Origin of the sequence: Streptomyces sp. NBC_01384, assembly GCF_045040035.1 — a bacterium.
GTDB lineage: Bacteria > Actinomycetota > Actinomycetes > Streptomycetales > Streptomycetaceae > Streptomyces.
This window is the reverse complement of sequence record NZ_CP109559.1, coordinates 5,396,457-5,419,115: the sequence shown is the minus strand read 5'-3', so window position 1 is coordinate 5,419,115 and position 22,659 is coordinate 5,396,457. Positions and strand designations below refer to the sequence as shown.

Annotated in this window: 20 protein-coding genes and 1 pseudogene; 8 read left to right on the top strand and 13 right to left on the bottom strand. The window is 71.5% G+C overall.

The window, feature by feature from the left end; genetic code table 11:
- Window positions 1-18: 18 nt before the first annotated feature.
- Entirely contained in the window at window positions 19-840 is an 822-nt protein-coding gene (locus tag OG747_RS25035) for an enoyl-CoA hydratase/isomerase family protein (RefSeq protein ID WP_405881586.1), read from the top strand.
- Between the two features lie 58 nt (window positions 841-898).
- Entirely contained in the window at window positions 899-1,522 is a 624-nt protein-coding gene (locus OG747_RS25030; protein ID WP_405881585.1) for a flavin reductase family protein, read from the top strand.
- 90 nt (window positions 1,523-1,612) lie between these two features.
- On the opposite strand, the gene OG747_RS25025 is transcribed toward OG747_RS25030, so the two are convergent.
- A complete protein-coding gene (locus OG747_RS25025; RefSeq protein ID WP_405881584.1) occupies window positions 1,613-2,953 on the bottom strand; it encodes an MFS transporter in 1,341 nt (446 codons plus the stop codon).
- Window positions 2,954-3,024: 71 nt separating this feature from the next.
- Between OG747_RS25025 and OG747_RS25020 the strand changes: the two genes are divergently transcribed.
- Complete coding sequence (locus tag OG747_RS25020) at window positions 3,025-4,062, top strand: GlxA family transcriptional regulator (protein WP_405881583.1); 1,038 nt, start codon at window positions 3,025-3,027, stop codon at window positions 4,060-4,062.
- A 26-nt stretch (window positions 4,063-4,088) separates the two neighbouring features.
- Here OG747_RS25020 and OG747_RS25015 read toward each other — a convergent pair whose 3' ends face one another.
- The 3 genes from OG747_RS25015 to OG747_RS25005 all read right to left on the bottom strand — a co-directional run bounded on the left by OG747_RS25015 (window position 4,089) and on the right by OG747_RS25005 (window position 7,338).
- Window positions 4,089-5,138, bottom strand: coding sequence for a Zn-dependent alcohol dehydrogenase (locus OG747_RS25015; protein ID WP_405881582.1), 1,050 nt, complete (start codon window positions 5,136-5,138; stop codon window positions 4,089-4,091).
- A 10-nt stretch (window positions 5,139-5,148) separates the two neighbouring features.
- A complete protein-coding gene (locus OG747_RS25010; protein ID WP_405881581.1) occupies window positions 5,149-6,330 on the bottom strand; it encodes an acyl-CoA dehydrogenase family protein in 1,182 nt (393 codons plus the stop codon).
- Window positions 6,331-6,426: 96 nt separating this feature from the next.
- On the bottom strand, window positions 6,427-7,338 hold the full coding sequence (locus tag OG747_RS25005; RefSeq protein WP_405881580.1) for an SDR family oxidoreductase: 912 nt from the start codon (window positions 7,336-7,338) through the stop codon (window positions 6,427-6,429).
- A 98-nt stretch (window positions 7,339-7,436) separates the two neighbouring features.
- Between OG747_RS25005 and OG747_RS25000 the strand changes: the two genes are divergently transcribed.
- Window positions 7,437-8,372, top strand: coding sequence for a cyclase family protein (locus OG747_RS25000; RefSeq protein ID WP_405881579.1), 936 nt, complete (start codon window positions 7,437-7,439; stop codon window positions 8,370-8,372).
- A gap of 492 nt (window positions 8,373-8,864) precedes the next feature.
- On the opposite strand, the gene OG747_RS24995 is transcribed toward OG747_RS25000, so the two are convergent.
- The 4 genes and pseudogenes from OG747_RS24995 to OG747_RS24980 form a co-directional block, all read right to left on the bottom strand.
- Window positions 8,865-9,347 (bottom strand): ATP-binding protein, encoded by a 483-nt coding sequence (locus tag OG747_RS24995; protein ID WP_405881578.1) that lies wholly within the window; start codon window positions 9,345-9,347, stop codon window positions 8,865-8,867.
- Between the two features lie 443 nt (window positions 9,348-9,790).
- Window positions 9,791-10,771: an acyl-CoA dehydrogenase family protein gene (locus tag OG747_RS24990; protein WP_405881577.1), complete on the bottom strand. Its 981-nt coding sequence runs from the start codon at window positions 10,769-10,771 to the stop codon at window positions 9,791-9,793.
- Window positions 10,772-10,781: 10 nt separating this feature from the next.
- The gene (locus tag OG747_RS24985; protein WP_405881576.1) at window positions 10,782-11,936 is read right to left on the bottom strand and encodes an acyl-CoA dehydrogenase family protein; all 1,155 of its coding nucleotides are present in this window, start codon (window positions 11,934-11,936) and stop codon (window positions 10,782-10,784) included.
- Between the two features lie 15 nt (window positions 11,937-11,951).
- A pseudogene (locus OG747_RS24980) lies at window positions 11,952-12,194 on the bottom strand (amidohydrolase family protein); the annotation flags it as partial.
- A gap of 232 nt (window positions 12,195-12,426) precedes the next feature.
- Here OG747_RS24980 and OG747_RS24975 point away from each other — a divergent pair.
- Window positions 12,427-14,004 carry a class I adenylate-forming enzyme family protein gene (locus tag OG747_RS24975; protein ID WP_405881575.1) on the top strand — a complete coding sequence of 526 codons (1,578 nt, stop codon included), beginning with the start codon at window positions 12,427-12,429 and terminating at the stop codon, window positions 14,002-14,004.
- Here OG747_RS24975 and OG747_RS24970 read toward each other — a convergent pair.
- Together OG747_RS24970 and OG747_RS24965 are read right to left on the bottom strand one after the other, a co-directional pair.
- Window positions 13,988-14,500 carry an EF-hand domain-containing protein gene (locus OG747_RS24970; RefSeq protein ID WP_405881574.1) on the bottom strand — a complete coding sequence of 171 codons (513 nt, stop codon included), beginning with the start codon at window positions 14,498-14,500 and terminating at the stop codon, window positions 13,988-13,990. The genes OG747_RS24975 and OG747_RS24970 overlap by 17 nt on opposite strands.
- A 156-nt stretch (window positions 14,501-14,656) precedes the next feature.
- Complete coding sequence (locus tag OG747_RS24965; RefSeq protein WP_405881573.1) at window positions 14,657-15,031, bottom strand: STAS domain-containing protein; 375 nt, start codon at window positions 15,029-15,031, stop codon at window positions 14,657-14,659.
- 355 nt (window positions 15,032-15,386) lie between these two features.
- Here OG747_RS24965 and OG747_RS24960 point away from each other — a divergent pair, with 355 nt between their 5' ends.
- Both OG747_RS24960 and OG747_RS24955 read left to right on the top strand, forming a co-directional pair.
- Entirely contained in the window at window positions 15,387-15,968 is a 582-nt protein-coding gene (locus OG747_RS24960) for a sigma-70 family RNA polymerase sigma factor (protein WP_405881572.1), read from the top strand.
- On the top strand, window positions 15,965-17,434 hold the full coding sequence (locus tag OG747_RS24955; RefSeq protein ID WP_405881571.1) for a zf-HC2 domain-containing protein: 1,470 nt from the start codon (window positions 15,965-15,967) through the stop codon (window positions 17,432-17,434). Before OG747_RS24960 ends, OG747_RS24955 begins: the two co-directional genes overlap by 4 nt.
- Before the next feature lie 317 nt (window positions 17,435-17,751).
- Here the strand turns inward: OG747_RS24955 and purU are convergent, their stop codons facing one another.
- Window positions 17,752-18,633 carry a formyltetrahydrofolate deformylase gene (purU, locus tag OG747_RS24950; protein ID WP_405881570.1) on the bottom strand — a complete coding sequence of 294 codons (882 nt, stop codon included), beginning with the start codon at window positions 18,631-18,633 and terminating at the stop codon, window positions 17,752-17,754.
- Window positions 18,634-18,796: 163 nt separating this feature from the next.
- Complete coding sequence (locus OG747_RS24945) at window positions 18,797-19,243, bottom strand: hypothetical protein (RefSeq protein WP_405881569.1); 447 nt, start codon at window positions 19,241-19,243, stop codon at window positions 18,797-18,799.
- Between the two features lie 171 nt (window positions 19,244-19,414).
- On the opposite strand from OG747_RS24945, the gene OG747_RS24940 reads away from it, so the two are divergent.
- Window positions 19,415-20,728 (top strand): ABC transporter substrate-binding protein, encoded by a 1,314-nt coding sequence (locus OG747_RS24940; protein WP_405881568.1) that lies wholly within the window; start codon window positions 19,415-19,417, stop codon window positions 20,726-20,728.
- 97 nt (window positions 20,729-20,825) lie between these two features.
- Here the strand turns inward: OG747_RS24940 and OG747_RS24935 are convergent, their stop codons facing one another.
- A complete protein-coding gene (locus OG747_RS24935; RefSeq protein WP_405881567.1) occupies window positions 20,826-22,649 on the bottom strand; it encodes a hypothetical protein in 1,824 nt (607 codons plus the stop codon).
- Window positions 22,650-22,659 lie beyond the last annotated feature (10 nt).

Genomic DNA, 22,659 nt, shown 5'->3' with positions numbered 1-22,659 from the left:
AAGAACCGGAGCATCCCCATGACGTCCTCCCCCGAGAAATCTGCCGATCCCGTCGACTCATTGGTACTGCACGCCACTGACAATCACGTCTCGTGGATCACCCTCAACCGCCCCGAAACCCTCAACGCCATCACCCCTGACCAGCGCGAACGCCTCATTCAGCACCTCGCCCACGCCTCCGCCGACCCGGACGTACGAGCCGTCGTGATCACGGCGACGGGCCGCGGTTTCTGCGCGGGCGCCGACCTGCGCGGGGGGCCGCCGGCCGGGGAGCGGGTGGCCGGGGACGTGGCCCGCATGATCCGACTCGGCGCCCAGCGCCTGATCACGGCCGTCCTCGACTGCGAGAAACCCGTGATCGCGGCGGTCAACGGCACCGCGGCCGGTATCGGCGCCCACCTCGCCCTCGCCTGCGACCTCGTACTCGCCGCGGAATCGGCCAAGTTCATCGAGGTGTTCGCGCGCCGCGGCCTGGTCCCCGACGGCGGCGGCGCTTATCTGCTGCCCCGCCTCATCGGCCCGCAGCGCGCCAAGGAGCTGATGTTCTTCGGCGACGCGCTGCCGGCCGGGGAGGCGCTGCGACTCGGGCTCGTCAACAGGGTCGTACCACCGGACGAGTTGCGGAAGACCGCCCGCGAGTGGGCCGAACGCCTGGCCACCGGCCCCACCCGTGCCCTCGCCCTCACCAAGCAGCTGGTCAACGCCTCCCTCGACACCGACCGCGCCACCGCCTTCGCCGCCGAGGCCGCGGCCCAGGAGATCAACATGACGACGGCGGACGCGAACGAGGGCGTGGCGAGCTTTGTGGAGCGGCGGAGTCCGCGGTACCTGGGCCGCTGAGCCGGTCCCGCTCCACCCCTTCCCATCTGACACCCCGTCAGCTTCAATGGTCGATGTGATGGGACACGCAGGAATGGCGGCCGCCGCCGTCCGCTACCTCAGGTCGGCCGGGGCCCCCACCGTCGCGAGGCCGGGACCCGTCGAGGCGCTGCCTCGCCCGGAGCTGCGCGCGGTCGGGGACGATGAGCGCGCGCCGGTCGAGCAGGCCGAATTCCGGCGGGTGCTGGGGAACTTCGCGACCGGCGTCACCGTCATCACCGCCCCGGCCGCCGAGGGCGAGGCGGGCACCGGGGGCCCGGCCGGTTTCGCCTGCCAGTCCTTCGCCTCCCTCTCGCTCGACCCTCCCCTGGTCTGCTTCATGGTCGGGCGTACGTCGACGACCTGGCCGCGGATCGCTCGCGCGGGCGTCTTCTGCGTCAACGTGCTGGGGGCGCATCAGGGCGAGTTGTGCCGCGGGTTCGCGGTGAGCGGCGCGGACAAGTTCGCCGGGGTCGTGTACGACGCGGCGCCCGTTTCCGGCTCGCCCCGTCTCGCGGGCACCGCGGCCTGGGTCGACTGCACGATCCACGCGGTGCACACCGGCGGAGACCATCTGATCGTGGTGGGGCGGGTGGACGCGCTCGGCACCGGCGACAGCGACAGCATCGCGCCGCTGCTGTTCCACAAGGGGCGGTTCGTCTAAGCGCTTGCCGGGATTCGACGTGTTGCTTCCCGGCAAGCCCTTAGGGGGGTTCCTCCAGGGCACCCGGCGCCCGTACGCCAGGCGGTTGCGTCAGGCGGTGGCCGCCGTCGCCACCCGTACGGCCACCGCCGGCCGCCGCCGGATCACCAGCGCCATCAGCGCCGCCGCCGCGCACAGCGCGCCCGCGGCGTACCAGACCACGTCGTACGAACCGAACGCGTCCCGCGCGACACCGCCGAGGAAGGCCACGAGAGCGGCGCCGACCTGGTGGGAGGCGAGGACCCAGCCGAAGACGATGGCGCTGTCCTCGCCGTACTGCTCGCGGCACAGGGCCAGGGTGGGCGGGACGGTGGCGACCCAGTCGAGGCCGTAGAAGACGATGAAGAAGATCATCGGGGGGTGCACGCTCGCGGCCAGGAGCATGGGGAGGAAGAGGAGCGAGATGCCGCGCAGCGCGTAGTAGACCGCGAGCAGGCGGCGCGGTTCGAAGCGGTCGGTGAACCAGCCGGAGGCGACCGTTCCGACCACGTCGAAGACACCGACGACCGCGAGCAGCGAGGCCGCCGCCGTGATCGGCATCCCGTGGTCGTGGGCCGCGGGCACGAAGTGCGTCTGGACCAGTCCGTTCGTCGAGGCGCCGCAGATCGCGAAGGTACCGGCCAGCAGCCAGAACGGGCCCGTGCGGACCGCGGACCGCAGGACCGACACCGCGCGCCGGGCGGCCCCCGGGACGGGCTCGGGCTTCGGTACGAACTCCTGCGCCCCGTACGGCTTCAGGCCCACGTCCGCCGGGTGGTCCCGCAGCAGCAGCCAGACGAAGGGGACGACCGCGAGCGCCGCGAGGGACACCGTCACCGCGGCCGGGCGCCAGTCGTGCTCCGTGACGATCCAGGAGAGGAGCGGCAGGAAGATGAGCTGGCCGGAGGCCGAGGCCGCCGTCAGGATGCCCGTGACCAGGCCCTTGCGCGCCGTGAACCAGCGGTTGGTGACCGTCGCCGCGAAGGCCAGCGCCATCGAACCGGACCCCAGGCCCACCAGCAGGCCCCAGCAGAGCAGCAGTTGCCAAGCCGCCGTCATCCACACGGTCAGACCGGAACCGAGCGCGATCACCATCAGGGCGACCGCGACCACCCGCCGGATGCCGAAGCGGTCCATCAGCGCCGCCGCGAACGGCGCCGTGAGCCCGTACAGCGCGAGGTTGAGGGACACCGCCGCGCCGATCGTGCCGCGCGACCAGTGGAACTCCTGGTGCAGCGGGTCGATCAGCAGCCCCGGCAGCGAACGGAAGGCCGCCGCGCCGATGATCGTCACGAAGGTGACGGCGGCGACGAACCACGCGCGGTGGATGCGGTGGGTGGAGGGACGGGTGGGTCGGGGTTCCTCTGCGGCTGCGGCGCCCCCCGGGGAGGCGGCTTCGGTTGTCTGGGTCACGTCATAGAGCTTCGGGCCTTCGGTCCCCGCGAACGAGTGGCCCGAAGGACAGCATTCGCTAGGATCGGGCCATGGCCACTCAGAGTACGTTCCGCCGGCACCGCGTCGTGGTCCTCGCGCTCGACGGGCTGCTGCCCTTCGAGCTCGGCATCCCGCAGCGCATCTTCGGCAAGGCACGGGACGCGGACGGCCGTCCCCTGTACGAGGTCGTCACCTGCTCGATCCGGCCGCCCGGCCCCGTCGAGACGGACGCCGACTACGCCGTCCTCGTCGCGAACGGGCCGGAGGCCCTCGCCACCGCCGACACCGTCGTCGTCCCCGCCTCGTACGAGCTCGGCCCGGTGCACGAGGAGGGCGTCCTCACCCCCGAGCTGGCCGCCGCCCTCGCCCACATCCGCCCCGGCACCCGCCTGGTCTCCATCTGCACCGGCGGATACGTGCTCGCCGCCGCCGGCTACCTCGACGGCCGCCCGGCCACCACGCACTGGATGCACGCCGAGCACTTCCAGCGGCTCTTCCCGAAGATCAGGGTCGACGCCGAGGTGCTCTTCGTCGACGACGGCGACGTCCTCACCTCCGCGGGCGTCGCCTCCGGGATCGACCTGTGCCTCCATCTCGTACGCCGCGACCACGGCACCGCCGTCGCCAACGAGGTGGCCCGCCGCACCGTCGTACCCCCGCACCGCGACGGCGGGCAGGCACAGTACATCCAGCGACCCGTGCCCGAGCCGCAGGCGGCCACCACGACCGCCGCCCGCGCCTGGGCGCTGGGCCGCCTCGGCGAGCCGATCCAGCTGCGCGACATGGCCGAGCAGGAGGCCATGTCCGTACGCACCTTCACGCGCCGCTTCCGCGAGGAGGTCGGCGTCAGCCCCGGGCAGTGGCTCACCCAGCAGCGCGTCGAACGGGCCCGGCACCTGCTGGAGTCCAGCGACCTGTCGGTCGACCAGGTGGCGCGGGACGCCGGTTTCGGCACGGCCCAGTCGATGCGCCAGCACCTACAGGCGGTGCTCGGGGTCACCCCCACCGCCTATCGCCGCACCTTCCGGGCCGAGAACCTGGGCGGGCGTGCCCCCGCCCACCCGCAGCCGACAGGACTCCCCTGGTAGTCCTCAAACATCAGTCAAGACGTCAGTCAAAACGTCAGCACCGCCCTCGCCACCCTCCCCTCCCCCGCGTCCTGCGCCGCCTTGTCGAAGTCCTCGATCGGGTAGGTCCGCGTCACCAGTTCGTCCAGCAGCAACCGCCCCTCCCGGTACAGCTCGGCGTACACGGCGATGTCGTGCTGCGGCCGGGAGGAGCCGTAGCGGCAGCCCAGGATGGACTTGTCCAGGTACATGGAGGAGACGAGGAAGGTCGCCTCGGCGGTCGCCGGGGGTACGCCCAGCAGGACCGCCTGACCGTGGCGGTCCAGCGAGTCGATGGCCTGGCGGATGAGTTCGACACGGCCTACGCACTCGAAGGCGTGGTCCGCGCCCGTGGGCAGGATGTCCTTCACGGCCTCCGTCGAGGTCAGGAAGTGCGTCGCGCCGAAGCGGCGGGCCACGGACTCCTTCGCCGGGTTGGTGTCGACCGCGACGATCTTCAGGGCGCCCGCGATCCGCGCGCCCTGGAGGACGTTGAGCCCGATGCCGCCCGTGCCGATGACGAGGACGGTGTCGCCCCGGTCCACCCGTGCGCGGTTCAGGACGGCTCCCACTCCCGTCACCACACCGCATCCCATCAGCGCGGCGGAGGGAAGCGGGATGTCCTCGGGGATGCGGACCGCCTGGACGGCCTTCACCACCGTCCGTTCCGCGAACGCCGAGTTGGACGCGAACTGGTACAGCGGGCGTCCACCCCACGTGAACGGCTGCCGCGGCATCCCGATCGCCTTGCTGCACATCGTCGGCCGCCCCCGGTCGCACTGAGCGCACGCGCCGCAGTTGGCGAGCGTGGAGAGCGCGACATGATCGCCGGGCCGGACGTGGGTGACGCCCGCGCCCACCGCCTCGACGACCCCCGCGCCCTCGTGGCCCAGCACCACGGGAACGGGGAAGGGAATCGTCCCGTCCACCACGGAGAGGTCGCTGTGGCAGAGTCCGGCCGCCGAGATCGCGACCTGCACCTCGCCGGGTCCTGGATCCCGTATCTCCAAGTCGTCCACGACCTGGGTCTGCTTGCCGTCGAAGATCACGCCTCGCATCGCGACTCCCTCAGCCCTTCGGCTCCCTAGGCAGACCGAGCACGCGCTCGGCGATGATCGTGCGCTGAATCTCGTCCGAACCGCCGTAGATGGTGTCGGCCCGGCTGAACAGGAACAGGTGCTGGAACGCGTCGAGTTCGTACGGCGCCGTCGGCGTCCAGTCCGCAGGGCCGGTCGCGGCCTCGGCGCCCCCTACCTGCACCGCCAACTCGCCGAGCCGCTGGTGCCAGCGGCCCCACAGCAGTTTGGCGACACTGGGCGCGCCCGCGTCTCCCGAACCACCCAGCGTCCGCAGGGCGTTCCAGCGCATCGTGCGCAGCTGCGCCCACTGGCGTACGAGGCGGTCGCGGACAACCGGGTCGGCCGCCGCGCCCGTGGCGAGGGCCGCCTCGATCACCCGGCCCAGCTCCTTCGCGAAGCCGATCTGTTGGGCGAGCGTCGAGACTCCCCGCTCGAAACCGAGGAGGCTCATGGCCACCCGCCAGCCGTTGCCCTCACCGCCCACGACGTGCTCGGCGCGCGCCACCGCCCCGTCGAAGAAGACCTCGTTGAACTCGCTCGTGCCGGTGAGCTGGCGGATCGGACGGACCTCGACGCGGCCCGGCTGGTCCATCGGGACGAGGAGGAAGGACAGCCCGTGATGGCGGGTCGACTCCGGTCGCGTACGGGCGAGGACGAAGCACCAGTCCGCCTCGTGGGCGAGCGAGGTCCAGATCTTCTGGCCGGTGATCCGGTATGTGCCTCCCGCGTCCCCCGTGCCTCCCGTGTCTCCCGCGTCTCCCCCGTCCCGTACGGCGGTTGTGCGTAGACCCGCCAGGTCCGAGCCCGCGCCCGGCTCGCTGTAGCCCTGGCACCAGAGTTCCTCGCCGCGGGCGATCGGGGGCAGGAAGCGGGCCTTCTGTTCCGGTGTCCCGTGGGCGATGAGGGTGGGGGCCAGGAGGTTCTCGCCGATGTGGCCCGAGCGGGCGGGAGCCTTGGAGCGGGCGTACTCCTCGGCCCAGGCGACCTGCTGGGTCAGACTCGCCCGCCGGTTGCCGTAGCCGTCCTCCGCCCATCCGAGGCCGATCCAGCCGCCCCGGCCGAGTTCCCGTTCCCAGTCCTGGCGGGTCGGCTCCCCGACCAGGTGTGCCGCCAGCCAGTCCCGTGCCGTACGCCGGAAGGCCTCGTCCTCGGCGTCGAATCCGAACTCCACGCGTCCTCCTCCCACCCGACCCGCACCGCGATACCCGCACCCGCACCCGCACCCGCACCTGCTCCCACACCCGCACCGGCGCCGGCACCGGCACCCTCACGCGTTCGGCCGCGCCTTCTCCGCCGCCGCCCGCGCCATCGCCTCCAACTGCTCCAGCAGCGGCATGGGATCCACGCCCACGGTCCCCGGCAGGAAGTCCGCGATCTTCTCCGGAGTCCAGGAGCCGTCCGCGTACCCGGCCCGCAGTTCCCGCGGCTGGGCCCAGACCGCGATCTTCGGACCGGCGATCGTGTACACCTGCCCGGTGATCCGTTCCTCGCGGGCGCGGTCCGAGAGGAGATAGACCACCAGCGCGGCCACGTCCTCGGGGTCGCCGATCTCCTTCAGCTCCATGGGGACATTGGCCGACATGCGCGTACGGGCGACGGGCGCGACCGCGTTCGCCGTCACCCCGTACTTGTGCAGGCCCAGCGCCGCGCTCCGTACCAGCGAGATGATCCCGCCCTTCGCCGCGCTGTAGTTGGCCTGCGCGACCGAGCCCTGGTGGTTGCCGCTGGTGAAGCCGATCAGTGTGCCCGAGCCCTGTTTGCGCATGACCGCCGAGGCGGCCCGGAAGACCGTGAACGTGCCCTTCAGGTGGGTCGCGACGACCGGGTCCCACTCCTCCTCGGACATGTTGAAGAGCATCCGCTCGCGCAGGATGCCGGCCACACACACCACTCCGTCGATCCGCCCGTACGAGCTCAGCGCCGCGTCGACGACCCGCTGACCACCCGCCATCGTGGAGATGTCGTCGGCCACCGCGACCGCTTGCCCGCCCGCCGCCTCGATCTCCTTGACCACGGCGTCGGCGATCGAACTGGTCGGCTCGGCGCCCTCGATGGACACCCCGTAGTCGTTGACGACGACCCGTGCCCCCTCGGCCGCCGCGGCGAGCGCGACGGCGCGGCCGATTCCACGGCCCGCCCCCGTCACGGCGATGACCTTGTCTGCCAAGAAGTTCCCCACGCCCGGCCCCTTCCCGCAGTTTCTGACGGTCCGTTAGATTCAGCACCTCGGATTCTACGACCCGTCAGATACCTGGAGACAAGCCCCGCGGAGGACTCATGTCACTGCCGACGCTTCGTCCGGAGTTCCACGACATCGCCAAACGCGTGAACAACTGGGGGCGTTGGGGCGCCGACGACGAGATCGGGACGCTGAATCTGATCACGGACGAGGTCGTACGGGAGGCCGCCGCCTGTGTCCGCTCCGGGCGCCGCGTCCCTCTCGCCCTCCCCCTCCAGCAGGACGGCGTGCAGACCGGGATGATCCCGGGGCGGGTCAATCCGCTGCACGTCATGGTGCAGATCAACCAGGAGATCTTCGGGCCCGGCACGGTCGCGTGCAGCGACGACGCCGTGACCCTCGGGCTCCAGGCGGCGACCCACTGGGACGCGCTCACCCACGTCTCGCACTCCGGGAAGCTCTACAACGGCCGCCCGGCCGGCACGATCACCCCGCACGGCGGCGCCGAGTTCAGCGGCATCGACAAGCCCCGGCACATCGTCTCGCGGGGCGTGCTGCTCGACGTCCCGCGCGCGCGGGGCCTCGATCGCCTCGACGGCGGGCACGCCGTGACCCCCGAGGACCTGGACGCGGCGGAGGAGTTGGCGGGCACGCTGGTGCGGTCCGGGGACATCGTGCTCGTACGGACCGGGCAGATCCAGGTCTATCTGGCGGGCGACAAGCATGCGTACGGGTATCCGTCGCCGGGTCTGTCGATCCGTACACCCGAGTGGTTCCACGCGCGCGATGTCGCGGCCGTCGCGAACGACACTCTCACCTTTGAGATCTTCCCTCCCGAAATCGAAGACCTGTGGCTGCCCGTGCACGCGCTCGATCTCGTCGAGATGGGGATGCTGCAGGGCCAGAACTGGAATCTCGAAGAGTTGTCCACAGCCTGTGGACAAGAAGGGCGCTACACCTTCCTGCTGTCCGCGATGCCGGAACCCTTCGTGGGCGGCACGGGCACGCCGGTGGCCCCCGTGGCTCTGCTGTAGTCGTGACCGCGCGAGAAAGCCACGCAAGAGAGCCGCGCAAGGGAGCTGCAGCTGAAGTCACGAAAGCGCGAAAGCGCGAAAGAGGGCTCGGCTGGCGGCGCGCCGCTGCTCGCCCCGAGCGCGGCACCGCGCGCCGCCATCCGGCTCCGGCGTACCCACCCTGCTCCTGCCGGCCTGGTAGGAGCCGACGCCGAATCGCGACCCGCACACGACGAGGACTCCCGTCACCGAAACCCTCGTCGTCCCCTCGCGGCGCATCGCTGAACACAAGCGTGATCAAACGGACACGTCACGTCAACACCCGTTCGGGGAATTATCACTTACGCGCCCTTTGCGACGGCGCGCACGGAAGCACACCCCGGCGCACCCGGTCATGCCCGAGGCCACGCAAGCGGAATGCGTGCGGGCATGCTCGAACCGTGCTCCCCGCACCAGCGCTACGGGCCCAGGAGCGGGCGCGACCCCAGGAGCGGGCGCGGGGGCGAGAGCGAACTAGACCGCCTCGTACGCCTCGTACGCGAAATCCTCGTACGAGGATGCCGTGTACGCGGCCCCGGCCGTGGCGCCCGGCGCGCAGCGGTCCAGCTCGCACCAGATGCTCTTGCCGACACCCTCGGCGTTCCAGCCCCAGCGGTCCGCGAGGCCGTCGACCAACTCCAGGCCGCGACCGTTGGTCTCGTCACCCTCGGCGTGCCGGGGCACCGGGGGGCGGGCGCTGGAGTCGGCCACCTCCAGGCGGACGGTGCCCAGAGACTCGCCGAGAACGCCCGGCAGGGAGAGCCGCAGCACGGCCGGACAGCCGGTGTGCACCACGGCGTTGGTGACGAGTTCGGAGACGAGCAGGATCAGTGTCTCGGCGAGCGGTTCATCGGCACCTATCCCGGACCCGGCGAGCCGGGAACGGGCCCATCTCCGAGCTCGCCCCACCTCCGCGGGGTCGGGCCGGATCTCCAGCTGCACTTGAAGCACCTGCACCGCTCACACCATCCGAACCGGCGGACACATCGCCTCGCGCCTCACGAGGGCCACGATTGTGGCCATGACCTGCATGACCAGAATCAGGATCACGGAACGTGATTCCCTTGCGAGACAGCATGGTTGACGTACAGTCACCCCAACAAGCGCTTCGGGCATATTCCAGCGCGAAGGAGTACGCGTGCGGCATACTGTGCGACGCTCGCCGTGGGGAGTCGAACAGGCAGTCGCGGGGGTCCGCACTGCCTTGCGAGCGGCGAGCATCGCCGGATCCGGCGCGGCCTCAGGGGCAACACCGGGATGGCTCGATCTCTGAACCACTCGCATCTCACACAAGGTACCGGAGCTCACCGCCGACTCCAGGCCGTGACAAGTCACGCGTAGGACACAACCCGATATCAACGCTCCGTAATTCCGGTATGCCACGATCCGCGACATTCATTTCACATCATCCCGGACTGTGCCTGCACAGCGCCCTGTCGGCCCACTCCGGCGGCCAGATCGCCCGCCAACAACTCCTCACTCTCCGTAGTCGAGCCCGCACGTTGGGTCCGCGTCCACGCCCGCTTCAGATACAGATGCACGTCGGACTCCCAGGTGAAGCCCATGCCGCCATGCACCTGAAGGCAGTCGCGGGCGCCGTGCACGGCGGCGTCGTCGGCGAGCAGCCGGGCCGCCGCGATGTCCACGGGGTCGGCGGTCACGGCCGCGGCGTAGACCGCGGCGCGGGCCAGCTCCACCCGCACCAGCATCCGCGCACACAGGTGCTTGACCGCCTGGAAGGCCCCGATCGGCTGCCCGAACTGCTCGCGGGTCCGGGCGTGTTGCACCGCCATCTCGCAGGTGCGGGCGGCGGTGCCGAGTTGCTCGGCGGCGGTGAGAAGTACGACGAGAGGGTCGGCGGGGCGATGATCGGCCGGGGAGTCGCCAGGGGGACGTGCGACTGAGGAGTCAGCGCCGGGGTCGGTCGACGAGGGCCCCGGTACCCGGTGCAGCGGCGTCAGCGGATCCACCGACCTCAGTGGTACGGCACCGGTCGCGTCCCCGCGTACGACATCCGCCTGCGCCAGCCACTCCACCAGGCCGCCGCCGTCGACGGCCGCCACCACGGTCCGACCGGTGGCCGCCCCTTCCACGGCGCCCGCCGCGAGGTGTGTGGCGATCAGCGGGCCGGGCAGCAGGACCCGCCCCGCCTCCTCGAAGGCCAACACCGTCTCCGGGAGGCCGAGTCCCACCCCGCCGTCCGCCTCCGGCAGCCGCAGCGCGAAGAACCCCGCCTCGCCGAGCTCGCGCCACAGCGTCCGGTCGAGCCGCGGCCCCTCGTCCACGGCGGCGCGCAGCCGCTCGCGGCCGAACCGTGCGGCCAGCAGCTCCCGCACACCCGCCCGCAACGCCCGTTGATCATCCGTGAGTTGGAAGTCCATGCGGCAGCACTCACCGTCCCTTCGGCAGGCCCAGAATCCGTTCGGCCACGATGTTGCGCTGGATCTGCGAGGTGCCGGCCGCGATGGTGTACGACAGGGAGCTGAGCCGGTCGAGGGTCCACTCCCGGCCGAGGTCCAGCGCCTCGGGGCCGAGGACCTCGGCGGCGGCGTCGTACAACTCCTGGCGCGCGTGCGAGTACCGCAGCTTGAAGACCGAACCGCCGACGCCCGGTACTCCCCCGGTCTTCTGCGACTCGCTCACGTTCCACTGCGTGAGCCGCCACAGCGCGCGGAACTCGGCGTTGAGCCTGCCCAGCCGCCGCCGGAGCACCGGATCGTCCCAGCGACCGTTCTTCCGTGCCTCGCGCGCGACCTCGCCCAGCGTCCGTCGGCAGGCCACGACCTCGCCCACGAAGGCGGTGCCGCGCTCGTACGACAGGGTCACCATGGTCACGCGCCAGCCGTCGTTCTCGGCACCGACCCGGTGGGAGACGGGCACCCGCACCTCGTCGAGGAAGACCTCCGCGAACTCGGTCGAGCCCGCGAGCGTGCGCAGCGGCCGGACCGTGATGCCGGGCGCGTCCATGGGCATCGCGAGCCAGGAGATGCCCCGGTGCTTGGGAGCGGTGGCGTCCGTGCGGACCAGCAGTTCGCACCAGTCGGCGACCTCCGCGTGGGAGGTCCAGATCTTGGACCCACTCACTACGTAGTCGTCGCCGTCCCGCCACGCGCGCGTGCGCAGGGCCGCGAGGTCCGAACCCGCGTCCGGTTCGCTGAACCCCTGGCACCAGACCTCCTCGCCGCGCAGCACGGGCGGCAGCCAGCGCGCCCGCTGGGCGGCGGTCCCTTCGGCGGCGACGGTCGGCCCGGCGTGCAGCAGTCCGACGAAATTGGCCCCTACGTAGGGGGCGCCCGCGTTTTCCGTCTCCTCCAGGTAGATGAGGTGCTGGGTCGGCGTGGCTCCCCGACCCCCGGCGTCGACGGGCCAGTGCAGCCCCGCGTACCCGGCGTCGTACAGCATCCGCTGCCACCCGAGGTCGTACGCCCGTCGGCCCGGCCAGTCGTCCGGGGACGGTTTCGGGGGCAGGGACGGCAGCACCTTGGCGAGCCACTCGCGCAGCCGGGCGCGGAAGTCCTCTTCTTCGGGGGTGTAGGAGAGGTCCATTGCTCGTCGGGGCCCCTACTTGTCGAGATCCAGATCCAGCATGCGGATGGCGTTGCCGCGCATCAGCTTGTGGACCGTCTCGTCGTCGAGGCCCTTCACATGGTCGAGGGCGACCTCCTTGGTGTGCGGGAAGGTCGAGTCGACGTGCGGGTAGTCGGTCTCGAAGGTCGCGTTGTCCCTGCCCACGACGTCCAGCGACGCGACCCCGTGCTTGTCGCGGAAGAAGCAGCAGAAGATGGGCAGTTCGGTCATGAGTCCCCTCCGCCTGGCGGACTGATCCGGTCTGGTTGATCCGGCCGATCGGGCTGATCCGGTTGATCCGACGACTTATCCGATGGCCTTATCTGATGGCCGTGTCCGATGGCCGTAACTGATGGTCCGTCAGATTTTTTTCCACAAGCAGGCTAGCCCCGCGCCTATGGACCGACAAGGCGCCGAGCCCTACGCTCTCCACGATCTGACTGTCTGTCAGCTAGAGCAGGGGGTCGACGTGGACGACACCGCACACGCGCTGGGCCGCGCGCGCACGCTCTGGGAACTGGTGGCCCGCCGCGCCGACCTCTCCCCCGAGAGGCCCGTCCTCCTCCAGGACGACCGCTCCCTGACCTTCGGCGCCCTGCGCGACCGCGCCGAGCGGGTGGCGGCGGGCCTGTACGACATGGGTGTACGCCCCGGCACGGTGGTCGCCTGGCAGTTGCCCACCCGGATCGAGACCGCCGTGCTGTCCTTCGCGCTGGCCCGCCTGGGCGCCGTGCAGTCCCCGGTCATCCCCTTCTACCGCGACCGCGAGGTCGGTTTCGCGCTCCGGGAGTCCAAGGCCGAGTACTTCGCCGTACCGGGCGAATGGCGCGGCTTCGACCACGCGGCGATGGCGCGGCGGCTCGGCGTGAAGGGTGTCTTCGAGGCGTACGACGTGCTGCCGGACGGCGATCCCGCCGTGCTCCCGGCGCCCCCTGGCGACGGCACCTCCGTCCGCTGGATCTACTGGACCTCGGGGACCACCTCCGACCCCAAGGGGGTCCTCCACACGGACCGTTCGCTGATCGCGGGCGGGTCGTGTCTCGCTCACGCCCTGCGCCTGTCGGCCGACGACGTGGGCTCGATGGCCTTCCCCTACGCGCACATCGCCGGGCCCGACTACACGGTGATGCTGCTGCTGTACGGCTTCCCCGCGGTGATGTTCGAGCACTTCGCGCTGCCCGCCGCCCTGGAGGGCTATCGCGAGCACGGGGTGACGGTGGCGGGCGGTTCGACGGCGTTCTACTCGATGTTCCTCGCCGAGCAGCGCAAACAGCCGGGGGAGCCGGTCATCCCCACCCTGCGGCTGCTGGCGGGCGGCGGCGCACCCAAGCCGCCCGAGGTCTACCACTCCGTCGTGCGGGAGATGGGCGTGCAGCTCACCCACGGGTACGGGATGACCGAGGTCCCGATGATCACGATGGGGGCGCCGGACGACACGGCGGAGAACCTGGCGACGACGGAGGGCAGGCCTCCGGAGGGCATGGAGATACGGATCGTGGACGGGGAGGTGCGGTTGCGCGGGGAGGCCGTCTGCCAGGGCTATCTGGACCCGGCCCAGACCGCCGAGGCCTTCGACGCGGACGGGTTCCTGATCACCGGTGACGTGGGGCATCTGACGGAGAGCGGGCACCTGGTCCTCACCGGGCGCCTGAAGGACGTCATCATCCGCAAGGGCGAGAACATCTCCGCGAAGGAGATCGAGGATCTGCTGCACCGGCATCCGGCCGTCGGGGACGTCGCGGTGATCGGGCTGCCGGACGCCGAGCGCGGGGAACGGGTCTGCGCGGTGGTCGAACTGTCGGCGGGGGCCGACGAACTGACACTCGCCATCGTGGTCGCGTATCTGCGCGCGGAAGGGCTGTCCGTGCACAAGCTGCCGGAGCGGCTTGAGGTGGTGGACGCCCTTCCGCGCAACGAGACACTGCGGAAGGTACTGAAGTACAAGCTCAGGGAGCGGTTTTCGGAGGGTACGGAGCGCACGGAGGGTGATGGGGGTCCGGGCGGTGATGGGGGCCCGGGGTGCGTACGGCCTACTCCGGCACCGTGAAGTAGCGGGCGAACCCGCTGACGATCTCCGCCTCCCCGACCCGGCCGTCGGCGTCCGTGTCGAGGGTCGCGGCCGCCGCGGCGGCGATGTCGTCGGGCACGCCCAGGGCCTTGAGGACGCGTACGGTCTCCTCGACCGTGGCCGCGCCGTCCCCGTCGGTGTCCGCGACGGCGAGGGCCGCGTGCAGGAAGGGGCGGGCGATCTCCCCGAACCGGTCGGGGTTTTCACGCAGCCGCTTCACGGCGCCGTTCACGAACTCTTCCCGGGTGATCCGCTGATCGCCGTCACGGTCCGCTATCCCCGCCATGCCCTGCCAGAACGCCTCCGCGCCGACGTACAGGGCCTGGCCCTTGTCCGACCGGGCCGTCACACCGAACTCGGCGAGGACCGCCTTCGTCGCGGCGTTGAAGTCCCCCCGGTCGATATAGCCGTTGCCGTCCTGGTCGAAGCCTGCGAAGCGGGCGGCAATCCTGCGCTCGTACTCGGTACTGACCATGGTCTTCTCGGACCGCCTTACCAACTCAACCGGACTCTCGGCCGGACTGCGTGTTCATCTGGCACGGAGCGTACGACGCCCAGGCCACCGAGGGCGGGGGAAAACGACGCTTGTGCCAAGACCGCTGGAATTCCGGGACAACTGTGCCATGCGGGCTCACGCCGACAGGGGGCTCGACTGCTCGTCGACGGCCGCGACGACGTCCGGATAGACGTCGAAGAGGCGGCGGACGCCGAGGGCCCCGAGGACGCGGTTGACGTGGGAGCCGTCGGCGGCGCCCTGGGCCGGCAGGATCAGGCGCAGGCGGCCCTGGCAGGAGCGGACCAGACGGCGGGTGGCGATGAGCACGCCGACGCCGCTGGAGTCGCAGAAGAGGACCTCGGAGAGGTCGAGGACCAGACTGCGGCGGCCCTCCGCCACCGCGTCGTGCACCCGCTGGCGCAGCACCGGCGACGTCACGAGATCCATCTCGCCCGACACCCGGAGCACGGCCCACTCGCCCGATTCGCCGTCGGTCACCTTGAGCGTCACCGCAACGCCTCTCGCTCGCCTCGCCCACCGGAAAACGGAAGCAATTCCTACGCTTCCTTTCAGCGCGGCTGCCCCGCCCTCGTCCCATGAAACACCGGTCCGCCATGGATGAAACGTCGGTCTACGGTCGAAAATGCTGGACGAGCGAGCCGTTTCGGTCGTTCGATGGTCAAGTGCGGTCCGATTCGATCGAATCCAAGGGGGTAAGTGATGGGCTTCTACCATCCGAGGCCCGTCCAGGGGCGCACATTGACGTAAAGGGGCGTGCGCTGTCAGACGTGCCGACTACATTCGAAACAACGACGCACACAGGCTGGACCGGTATGCCGGGCACGGGCAGGGGTGAGGGGGCCGCATGGCGACAAAAGACGCACCGCCCCGCTGGGACCGCAGGATGCAGCAGCGGCTCGCACGCGGGGAGGCGGCCGCGCTCGGTGAGCTCTACGACCGGTTCGCCTCGCTCGTGCACGGCCTCGCGCACCGCGTGCTCGGCGACGACCGGGCCGCCGACGGCATCACGCGCGAGGTGTTCGCGCACGTCTGGGAGAACCCCGAGTCGTACGACCCGAAGCAGGGCCCGCTGCGCTCCTGGGTCGCCACGCTGACCCACCGGCTCGCCGTGCAGCGGCTGCGCGCGACCGAGACCGCCGCGCTCGCCCTCGACGGCGGGGGCAGTACCGAGGAGTTGGAGCGCAAGGTGCGCAGCGCGTCCGTCGCCGCCCGCGCGGACTACATCGTCACCTCCATGCCCACCCCGCTGCGGGCCGCCCTGGAGCTGGCGTACTTCCAGCGCCGTGACTACCGCCAGGCCGCCGCCGACCTCGGCGTCACCGAGGACGAGGCCCGCCGCCGGCTCCGACTCGGCCTGCAACTGCTGTCCACCGCCCACGACGCCGGGTCCGCCGGCACGCCGCCCGGATACGGGGGTGCGCGGTGAGGGGAGGAGGGGACCGGTTCGAGGCCTTCGACGAGCATTTCAACGAGCACGGGGAACACGGGGAGCACGGGGAACAGGGCGGGGAGGAGAAGGGCGGGGAGGAGACGCACTTCGAGGAGAGGGACGGGGCGGAAAAGCGGTCCGCGGCGACGTGGGGGCCGGGTCGTGAGCCCGGCGCGCCCGGGGACCGTGACGGTGATGGTGGCGGTGGTGGCGGTAGCGGCGGTGGTGGTGGTGGTGGTGGTGAGGCCGCCGGTCCGGGGCAGCCGCCGCGCATACCGATGCCACGTTCCTCCGTCGAGGACACCGGACTGCCGCTGCCCGCGCCCGCGCCGCTCCTCCTCGAACACCGGGTGCTGAAGTCGCTGCTCGGCGCGTGGGCGCTGGCCGCCTGCTCGGCGCAGGAGACGGCGGCGGTCGAGGAGCACCTCGGGGAGTGCGGTTCCTGTGCGGACGAGGCGCTGCGGCTGCGCGAGGCGGTCGGGCTGCTGCACCGTCCGGAGAGCCTCGACCTCGACCCGACGCTGCGCACCCGGGTCCTGGAGGGCTGCCTGGACCGGCGCCCGCCGCGCATCCCGGTGCCGGAGTGGGCTGCTCCGTACGACGCGGAGACCGCGCGGCTCGACGCGCTGCTGCAGGACATAGGGGATGCGGAGTGGCACGCGCCGGTGCGGCTGCGCTGGTTCGAGGGCGACCGGCCCGTGAGCCGGCGTACGACCGTCGCCGGGGTCATCGCGCATCTGCTCACCGTGGACGGGCTGGTGGGGGTCGCGCTGGGCCTGGAGGACCCGCTCGGCGCGGCGAAGACCGCGGAGAACGGCACGGCTCCGGACGCCGGCACCCCCACCGGGCGCACCGAGGCGTACTGGCGCGCCTCGCACTTCCCGCCGACCCGGGCCGTGCGCGGACCCTGGCGGGAGCAGAGCCACAACCTCGTCCGTACCGTGTCGTTCGCGGGCGGGGCGTCCGGGCAGCTCGGCGTGTCGTACGGCGGTTTCGATCTGCCGCTCAGGGACTCGATGCTGGACCGGGCCTTCGAGTGCTGGGTGCACGCGGGGGACATCGCGGACGCGGTGGACTATCCGTACGAGCCGCCCGCGCCGCGTCATCTGCACAAGATGATCGACCTGGCGGCGCGGATGCTGCCCGGCTCACTCGCGGAGCGCCGCCGGGCGGGCCTTTCGGCTGCGCCGGCCCGGCGTCTCGTCGCGGCGGGTGCGCCCGGGCGCAGCCTGCGCCTGGAGATCGAGGGCTTCGGCGGCGGCGAGTGGCTGATCCCGCTCGACTCCCCGGCCACCGTCGCCTCCGCCGAGCACGAGGTGGCGCATGTTGCGCTGGACGGGGTGGAGTTCTGCCGGTTGGCGGCGGGGCATGTGTCGCCGGAGGAGGCGGCCGCGGGGCAGGTCGGTGACCGGGAGGCCATCAGGGACGTACTGTTCGCCGCCGCGTCACTGAGCCGGATGTAGGTCGCCGCGGGGGGATCTCGCCCCCGCCGCCCCTGCCCGCCCCATCCCTGCCTGGGGGCTTCGCCCCGTAAGCGGACGCCGTTGGTGAATCCGCCACGGGTGGGGTGCCGGCCGCGGGAATGTGACACTCGCACGGCAAGTGTCACATTCCCGCGGCCACATACAGGGGACCTCGTGCCGAAGGCCGGTCGCCCACGCCGTCGACGGGATGCGCCAACAGCATCCGTAAGGGGCGCGGGGCTGTGACATCGTGCGGCTCCGCCGCGTGGGCGCGACCGGCCCCCACCGTCCCGCAGCCGAAAACGGACCCCGCTGCCCTACGCGAACACCACCGTGCGGCGGCCGTTCAGGAGGATGCGGCGCTCGGCGTGCCACTTCACGGCGCGCGCCAGCGCCTGGCACTCCACGTCACGGCCGATGGCGACGAGCCCGTCGGGCGTCACGTTGTGGCCGACGCGCTCGATCTCCTGCTCGATGATCGGGCCCTCATCGAGATCGGCCGTCACATAGTGCGCCGTCGCGCCGATCAGCTTCACACCGCGCGTGTGCGCCTGGTGGTAGGGCTTCGCGCCCTTGAAGCTCGGCAGGAAGGAGTGGTGGATGTTGATGATCCGGCCGCTGAGCTGCTTGCACAGGTCGTCCGAGAGGACCTGCATGTAGCGGGCCAGAACGACCAGTTCCACCCCTTCGGAGCGGACCAGTTCGAGCAGCTGCGCCTCGGCCTGCTCCTTCGTGTCCTTCGTCACCGGAATGTGGTGGAAGGGGACGTCGTACGAGGCCACGAGCTCGGCGAGTTCCGTGTGGTTGGACACCACGGCCGCGATCTCGACGGGCAGCGCACCGGTCCGCGCACGGAAGAGCAGGTCGTTCAGGCAGTGGCCGAACTTGCTGACCATCAGCACGACCCGCATCTTGTCCTCGGCCCGGTTGATCTGCCAGTCCATGCGGAAGGAGTCACCGATCGCCGCGAAGCTCGCACGCAGCTTGTCCACGGTCACCGGCGCGTGCGCCGAGAAGTGGACGCGCATGAAGAACAGTCCCGTGTCGTGGTCGCCGAACTGCTGGCTGTCCTCGATGTTGCAGCCGGTCATGAAGAGGTAGCTCGACACGGCGTGCACGATTCCCTGCTTGTCCGGGCAGGAGAGGGTGAGGACGTACTGTTCGGCGGGCGCGGCGGCGCTGACGGACTGCTCGTTCATGCAGGACAGGGTCCCATACGAGGTGCCCGGCCCGGGCGACCGTCCCGCCACGCGGACGCCCTCACACGGACACACACGGACGCACAAAAGGCCCGGGACCGGCGCCTTCAGGCCCCGACCTTCAGCCCGGCCCCAGTTACTCCCCGCCCTTACACCCCGGCCTTTACGCCGACCGGGTCAGAATCCGCAGAACCTCCAGCGTCCGCGGCGGAACGTCGGGATCCTCTCCGTCGCTCACCGAGAGGCGTACGTGCGCGTCGCGTGCCGCCCGCAACGCCTCCGGCCACGCCTGGTGGTCGAGGTACGCGGAGACGGGCGCGTCGGGCCCGACCTGGTGCATGATCCGCAGAACGCGGAGCACGGCGGTGTCGACAAGGGCCGCCTCCTGGGAGTCCCGGAAGATCGTGCCGACGTACTTCTCGGCGGACCAGCTGTCCAGCCAGGTGTCCTCGACCAGGCGGTACACGGCGTCGGTGACGTCCCCGTACCCGTCGGTCCCGGCGAGCCAGACGTCACGTTGGAAGGCGGGGTCGGAGAGCATGTGCAGCGCGGAGCGCACATTGCTGCGCCAGCGCCACCACGGCATGTCGTTCAGTGGCATGCCGCCCATGGTGGAGGAGCGACGGCCGCGACGGGAAGAGTTCTCCGAACCTTGCACAGTCGACGATCGTACGTTCTTCGCGAAAATGCGATCATCTGCCCCCGCAATTCACCTCTGCGTCACCTCACGTTGACCACGGGTCACACGCAGGTTAGTGATGTGACGGAATCGTGCGTGTCCATGACCGGTAGTCGACGCACCCGCACCACCCCACCCGTCCTCCCCCAGCGCATCAGGACCAGGGTCAGGACCAGAGTGCTGTTCGCGGGCGCGGTGGCCGCGTGTGCTTCGATCGTCGTCGGCTGCGGGGTCGTCCCCGGTGTCGGAGGCTCCGGGGACGCTCCCATCACCGTCATGACCTGGGCACCGCAGGACACCGCCGCGACCAACAAGCCCGGCATGCCCGCCATGGCCCAGGCCTACGCGCGCTGGGTCAACGCGCACGGCGGCATCAACGGCCACCAGCTCAAGGTCCTCACCTGCAACGACCACAACGACACGGTGTACGCCGCGAAGTGCGCCCGGCGCGCGGCCAGCGAGAACGTGGTCGCGGTCGTCGGCTCGTACAGCCAGCACGGCCGCTCCTTCCTGGCCCCGCTGGAGGGCGCCGGCATCCCGTACATCGGCGGCTACGGCGTCACCGACGACGAATTCACGAGTCCGCTCTCGTATCCGATCAACGGCGGCGAGGCCGCCCTGCTGGCCGGACTCGGGGAACAGCTCGGCAAGAAGTGCGGCCCGGTGGCGCTCATCCGCCCCGACACGGTCGCCGGCGACCAGCTCCCGGTGCTGCTCGACTCCGGTCTGAAAACCGAGGGCCACGCGTCCGCCACCGACCAGCGGGCCGCCGACGACGCCACCGAGTACTCCGGGCAGACGAAGATCGCGCTCGGCCGCGCGACCTCCGCCCCGGCGAACCAGGGGTGCGTGGTGACCGCGCTCGGAGACCGCACGGCCACCTTCATGGACTCCTTCCGGCGCATCCGCCAGAACTATCCGCAGGTCGGTACGGGCACGGTGCTGAGCAGCATCGACCAGTCACTGATCGACTCCAGCGGCGGCGCGTCGAGCCCGTACGAAGGCGCGTACGTCACCGGCTGGTACCCGGTGGCGACCGACGCGCGCTGGGCCCCGATGCGCAAGGCGATCAAGGAGCAGGCCTTCGGCGACAACCGGATCGACCCCGCGGACGCCGGTGTGCAGACCACCTGGATCGCGTACAACGTGTTCAAGGCGGTCGTCGAGTCGCTCGGCGACGGCAAGGTGACCGCGCTCACGGTCCGGCGCGCCCTCGACAACGGCCTCAAGGTGTCCACGGGCGGTCTCACCCCGACCCTCAGCTGGCGCTACGAGGATCTGATCGCGGCCGTCGACTTCCCGCGCCTGATCAACGCCAACGTCACCTTCCAGGTCGTACGCAAGGGGCAACTGACGTCGACCCGCGGGGGGTTCGTCAACATGGCGAAGACACTGGAGAACGCGGACTCGAACTGAGCGACCCCCGACCCGAGAGGCCCTCAGCGGCTCCCGGGGCATACGGCCCTCGGCGAGCCCCTGGAGTCCGAGGGCCCCAGGGACTCACCGCGGGGGCTCACAGCTGGGTCGGCGTGCGCTGCGTCAGTCCGTACTTGGAGGCGATGGAGTTCCACAGCTTCGCGGCCTTCGCCTTCTGCTGGCTCGCGGTGCCGCTCGCCTGGTTGGCCGCCAGGGTCTGGCCTGTGGTGCGGGCGTGGCCCTTCCTGCAGCCCTTCTTGCCGCCCGCCTGGTCGGCCCAGGCCGCGTAGTGGTTGTCCGCCGACGCGGAGGCCTGCCAGGCGTTGTTCAGCGTGGTGGTCAGCTCGGCGTTGTTCGGGAGCTTGTCGACCGAGAGGCCGGAGAGCCGGGTCACCAGCTCCGTACGCTGCTTGGCCGCGTCGCGCAGATCACTGGCCGCCTGGTCCAGGTTGTTGCACGCCTTCACGTTCTCCACGGCCCTGATCACCGAGTCGCGGCTGCTGTTGCTGTCCGCCAGGAGCTTGTCCAGCGCGACGGCCTGCGCCTTGACCGGGGCGGCGGCCGCCGACGAGCCGTCCGTGGCAGCGGCCGTCGCCGACACGTTCTTGCTGCTGTCGCCCTGACTGTCACCGCTCCCGCCGCCACTGCTCAACAGAGCGCCCGCGCCGACGCCGAGCACGACGATGCCGATGCCGACGGCCGCGATCAGCGGGACGCGCGAACCGCCACGGCCACCGCGGCCACGTCCACCACTGTCGCCGTCGTCGGGAGCGCCGCGCCGGGTGGCGGCCCGCCCACCGGGCACTCCGGGCATCCCCGGGGCCTGCGCGGCGTACGGGGCATGAGGTGCGTGCGATGCGTGCGGAGCCGCGGCCTCGAACCGCGGCAGCTGCTGCGTGGACGCGGGCCCTTCCGGCGCACTCGGCGCACCGGCCGCGCCGGGCCCACTGCGGAACAGGTTGTCGAACTCCGCGGGCGGCTGCCGGTCCTCCGGCGCGCCCGGCCGTATCCCGTACGGCGCCGCGCCGGGCTCGGCGGGCACGGGAGCGATGAACTGCGTGGCCTCGGCGTCGGGGTTCACGGCGGACGCCAGCGGTCCGGCCCCGGGTCCACCCTGCGGCGTATACCCCAGGAACTGCGTCGCTTCCGCGGGCGCCTCGGGCGGCAGCGCGCCCGGGCCGACCGGCGGAATGTACTGGGTGGCCCCCTCGTCGGCGGCCGGGACGGCCGGAACGGGCGGGATGTACTGCGTGGCGCCCTCGTCGACGGCGGGCGGCATCGACGCGCCGGCCGGTACGGCCGGGGGCAGGGCCCCCGCGGGCCCGGCGAGCCCGGCGGCACCGTAGGCGCCGGGCGCCTGCGCCGCCGCGTGCGCGCCCTGATGCTGCTGCGGTACGCCGCCGCCCTGGCCGCCGTACGACGGCGGCTGCTGCTGCTCTCCGTACGACTGCTGATCCCCGTACGACGGCGGCTGTGCGCCCTCGGCCGGGAGCGGTCCGGCGCCGGGGGCCGGCTGCGGCGCGAAACCCTGTGGCTGCTGGGCCGGGGCGGCGCCCCAGCCCTGTGCCTGTGCCTGTCCCTGTGCCTGTCCCTGCCCCGAAGGCGCGGCCCAGGTCTGGGTGGACGGGTCCTGGCTGCCCCAGGCCGGGCCGGGAGCGCCGGACGGGGACGGCTCGGGGCCGCCCCAGGTCTGGGTGCCGTTCACGGCCGGGCCCCAGCCCTCGGCCGGCTGCGGGGCCGGTGCCGCGGACGGGTCCGGCCCCCACGGCCGGTCCCAGGTCTGACCGCCCGCCGGGACCGCCTCAGCGGCCCGCTCACCCGCCATGCCCGGCAGCAGCGGCTCGCCGCCGTCGGAGGGCAGCACGATGCCTTCGCGCGCGGGGCGCGCCGAGGGCTGCTCGCCCTGTCCACTCTGCGTCACCGGGACTCCT

Excerpts from the sequence above, each read along its gene's own strand:
- OG747_RS25035 (WP_405881586.1), top strand. The coding sequence starts at position 19 with ATGACGTCCTCCCCCGAGAAATCTGCCGATCCCGTCGACTCATTGGTA.
- OG747_RS25030 (WP_405881585.1), top strand. The coding sequence starts at position 899 with ATGGGACACGCAGGAATGGCGGCCGCCGCCGTCCGCTACCTCAGGTCG.
- OG747_RS25020 (WP_405881583.1), top strand. The coding sequence starts at position 3,025 with ATGGCCACTCAGAGTACGTTCCGCCGGCACCGCGTCGTGGTCCTCGCG.
- OG747_RS25015 (WP_405881582.1), bottom strand. The coding sequence starts at position 5,138 with ATGCGAGGCGTGATCTTCGACGGCAAGCAGACCCAGGTCGTGGACGAC.
- OG747_RS25000 (WP_405881579.1), top strand. The coding sequence starts at position 7,437 with ATGTCACTGCCGACGCTTCGTCCGGAGTTCCACGACATCGCCAAACGC.
- OG747_RS24990 (WP_405881577.1), bottom strand. The coding sequence starts at position 10,771 with ATGGACTTCCAACTCACGGATGATCAACGGGCGTTGCGGGCGGGTGTG.
- OG747_RS24985 (WP_405881576.1), bottom strand. The coding sequence starts at position 11,936 with ATGGACCTCTCCTACACCCCCGAAGAAGAGGACTTCCGCGCCCGGCTG.
- OG747_RS24970 (WP_405881574.1), bottom strand. The coding sequence starts at position 14,500 with ATGGTCAGTACCGAGTACGAGCGCAGGATTGCCGCCCGCTTCGCAGGC.
- OG747_RS24960 (WP_405881572.1), top strand. The coding sequence starts at position 15,387 with ATGGCGACAAAAGACGCACCGCCCCGCTGGGACCGCAGGATGCAGCAG.
- purU (WP_405881570.1), bottom strand. The coding sequence starts at position 18,633 with ATGAACGAGCAGTCCGTCAGCGCCGCCGCGCCCGCCGAACAGTACGTC.
- OG747_RS24945 (WP_405881569.1), bottom strand. The coding sequence starts at position 19,243 with ATGGGCGGCATGCCACTGAACGACATGCCGTGGTGGCGCTGGCGCAGC.
- OG747_RS24940 (WP_405881568.1), top strand. The coding sequence starts at position 19,415 with ATGACCGGTAGTCGACGCACCCGCACCACCCCACCCGTCCTCCCCCAG.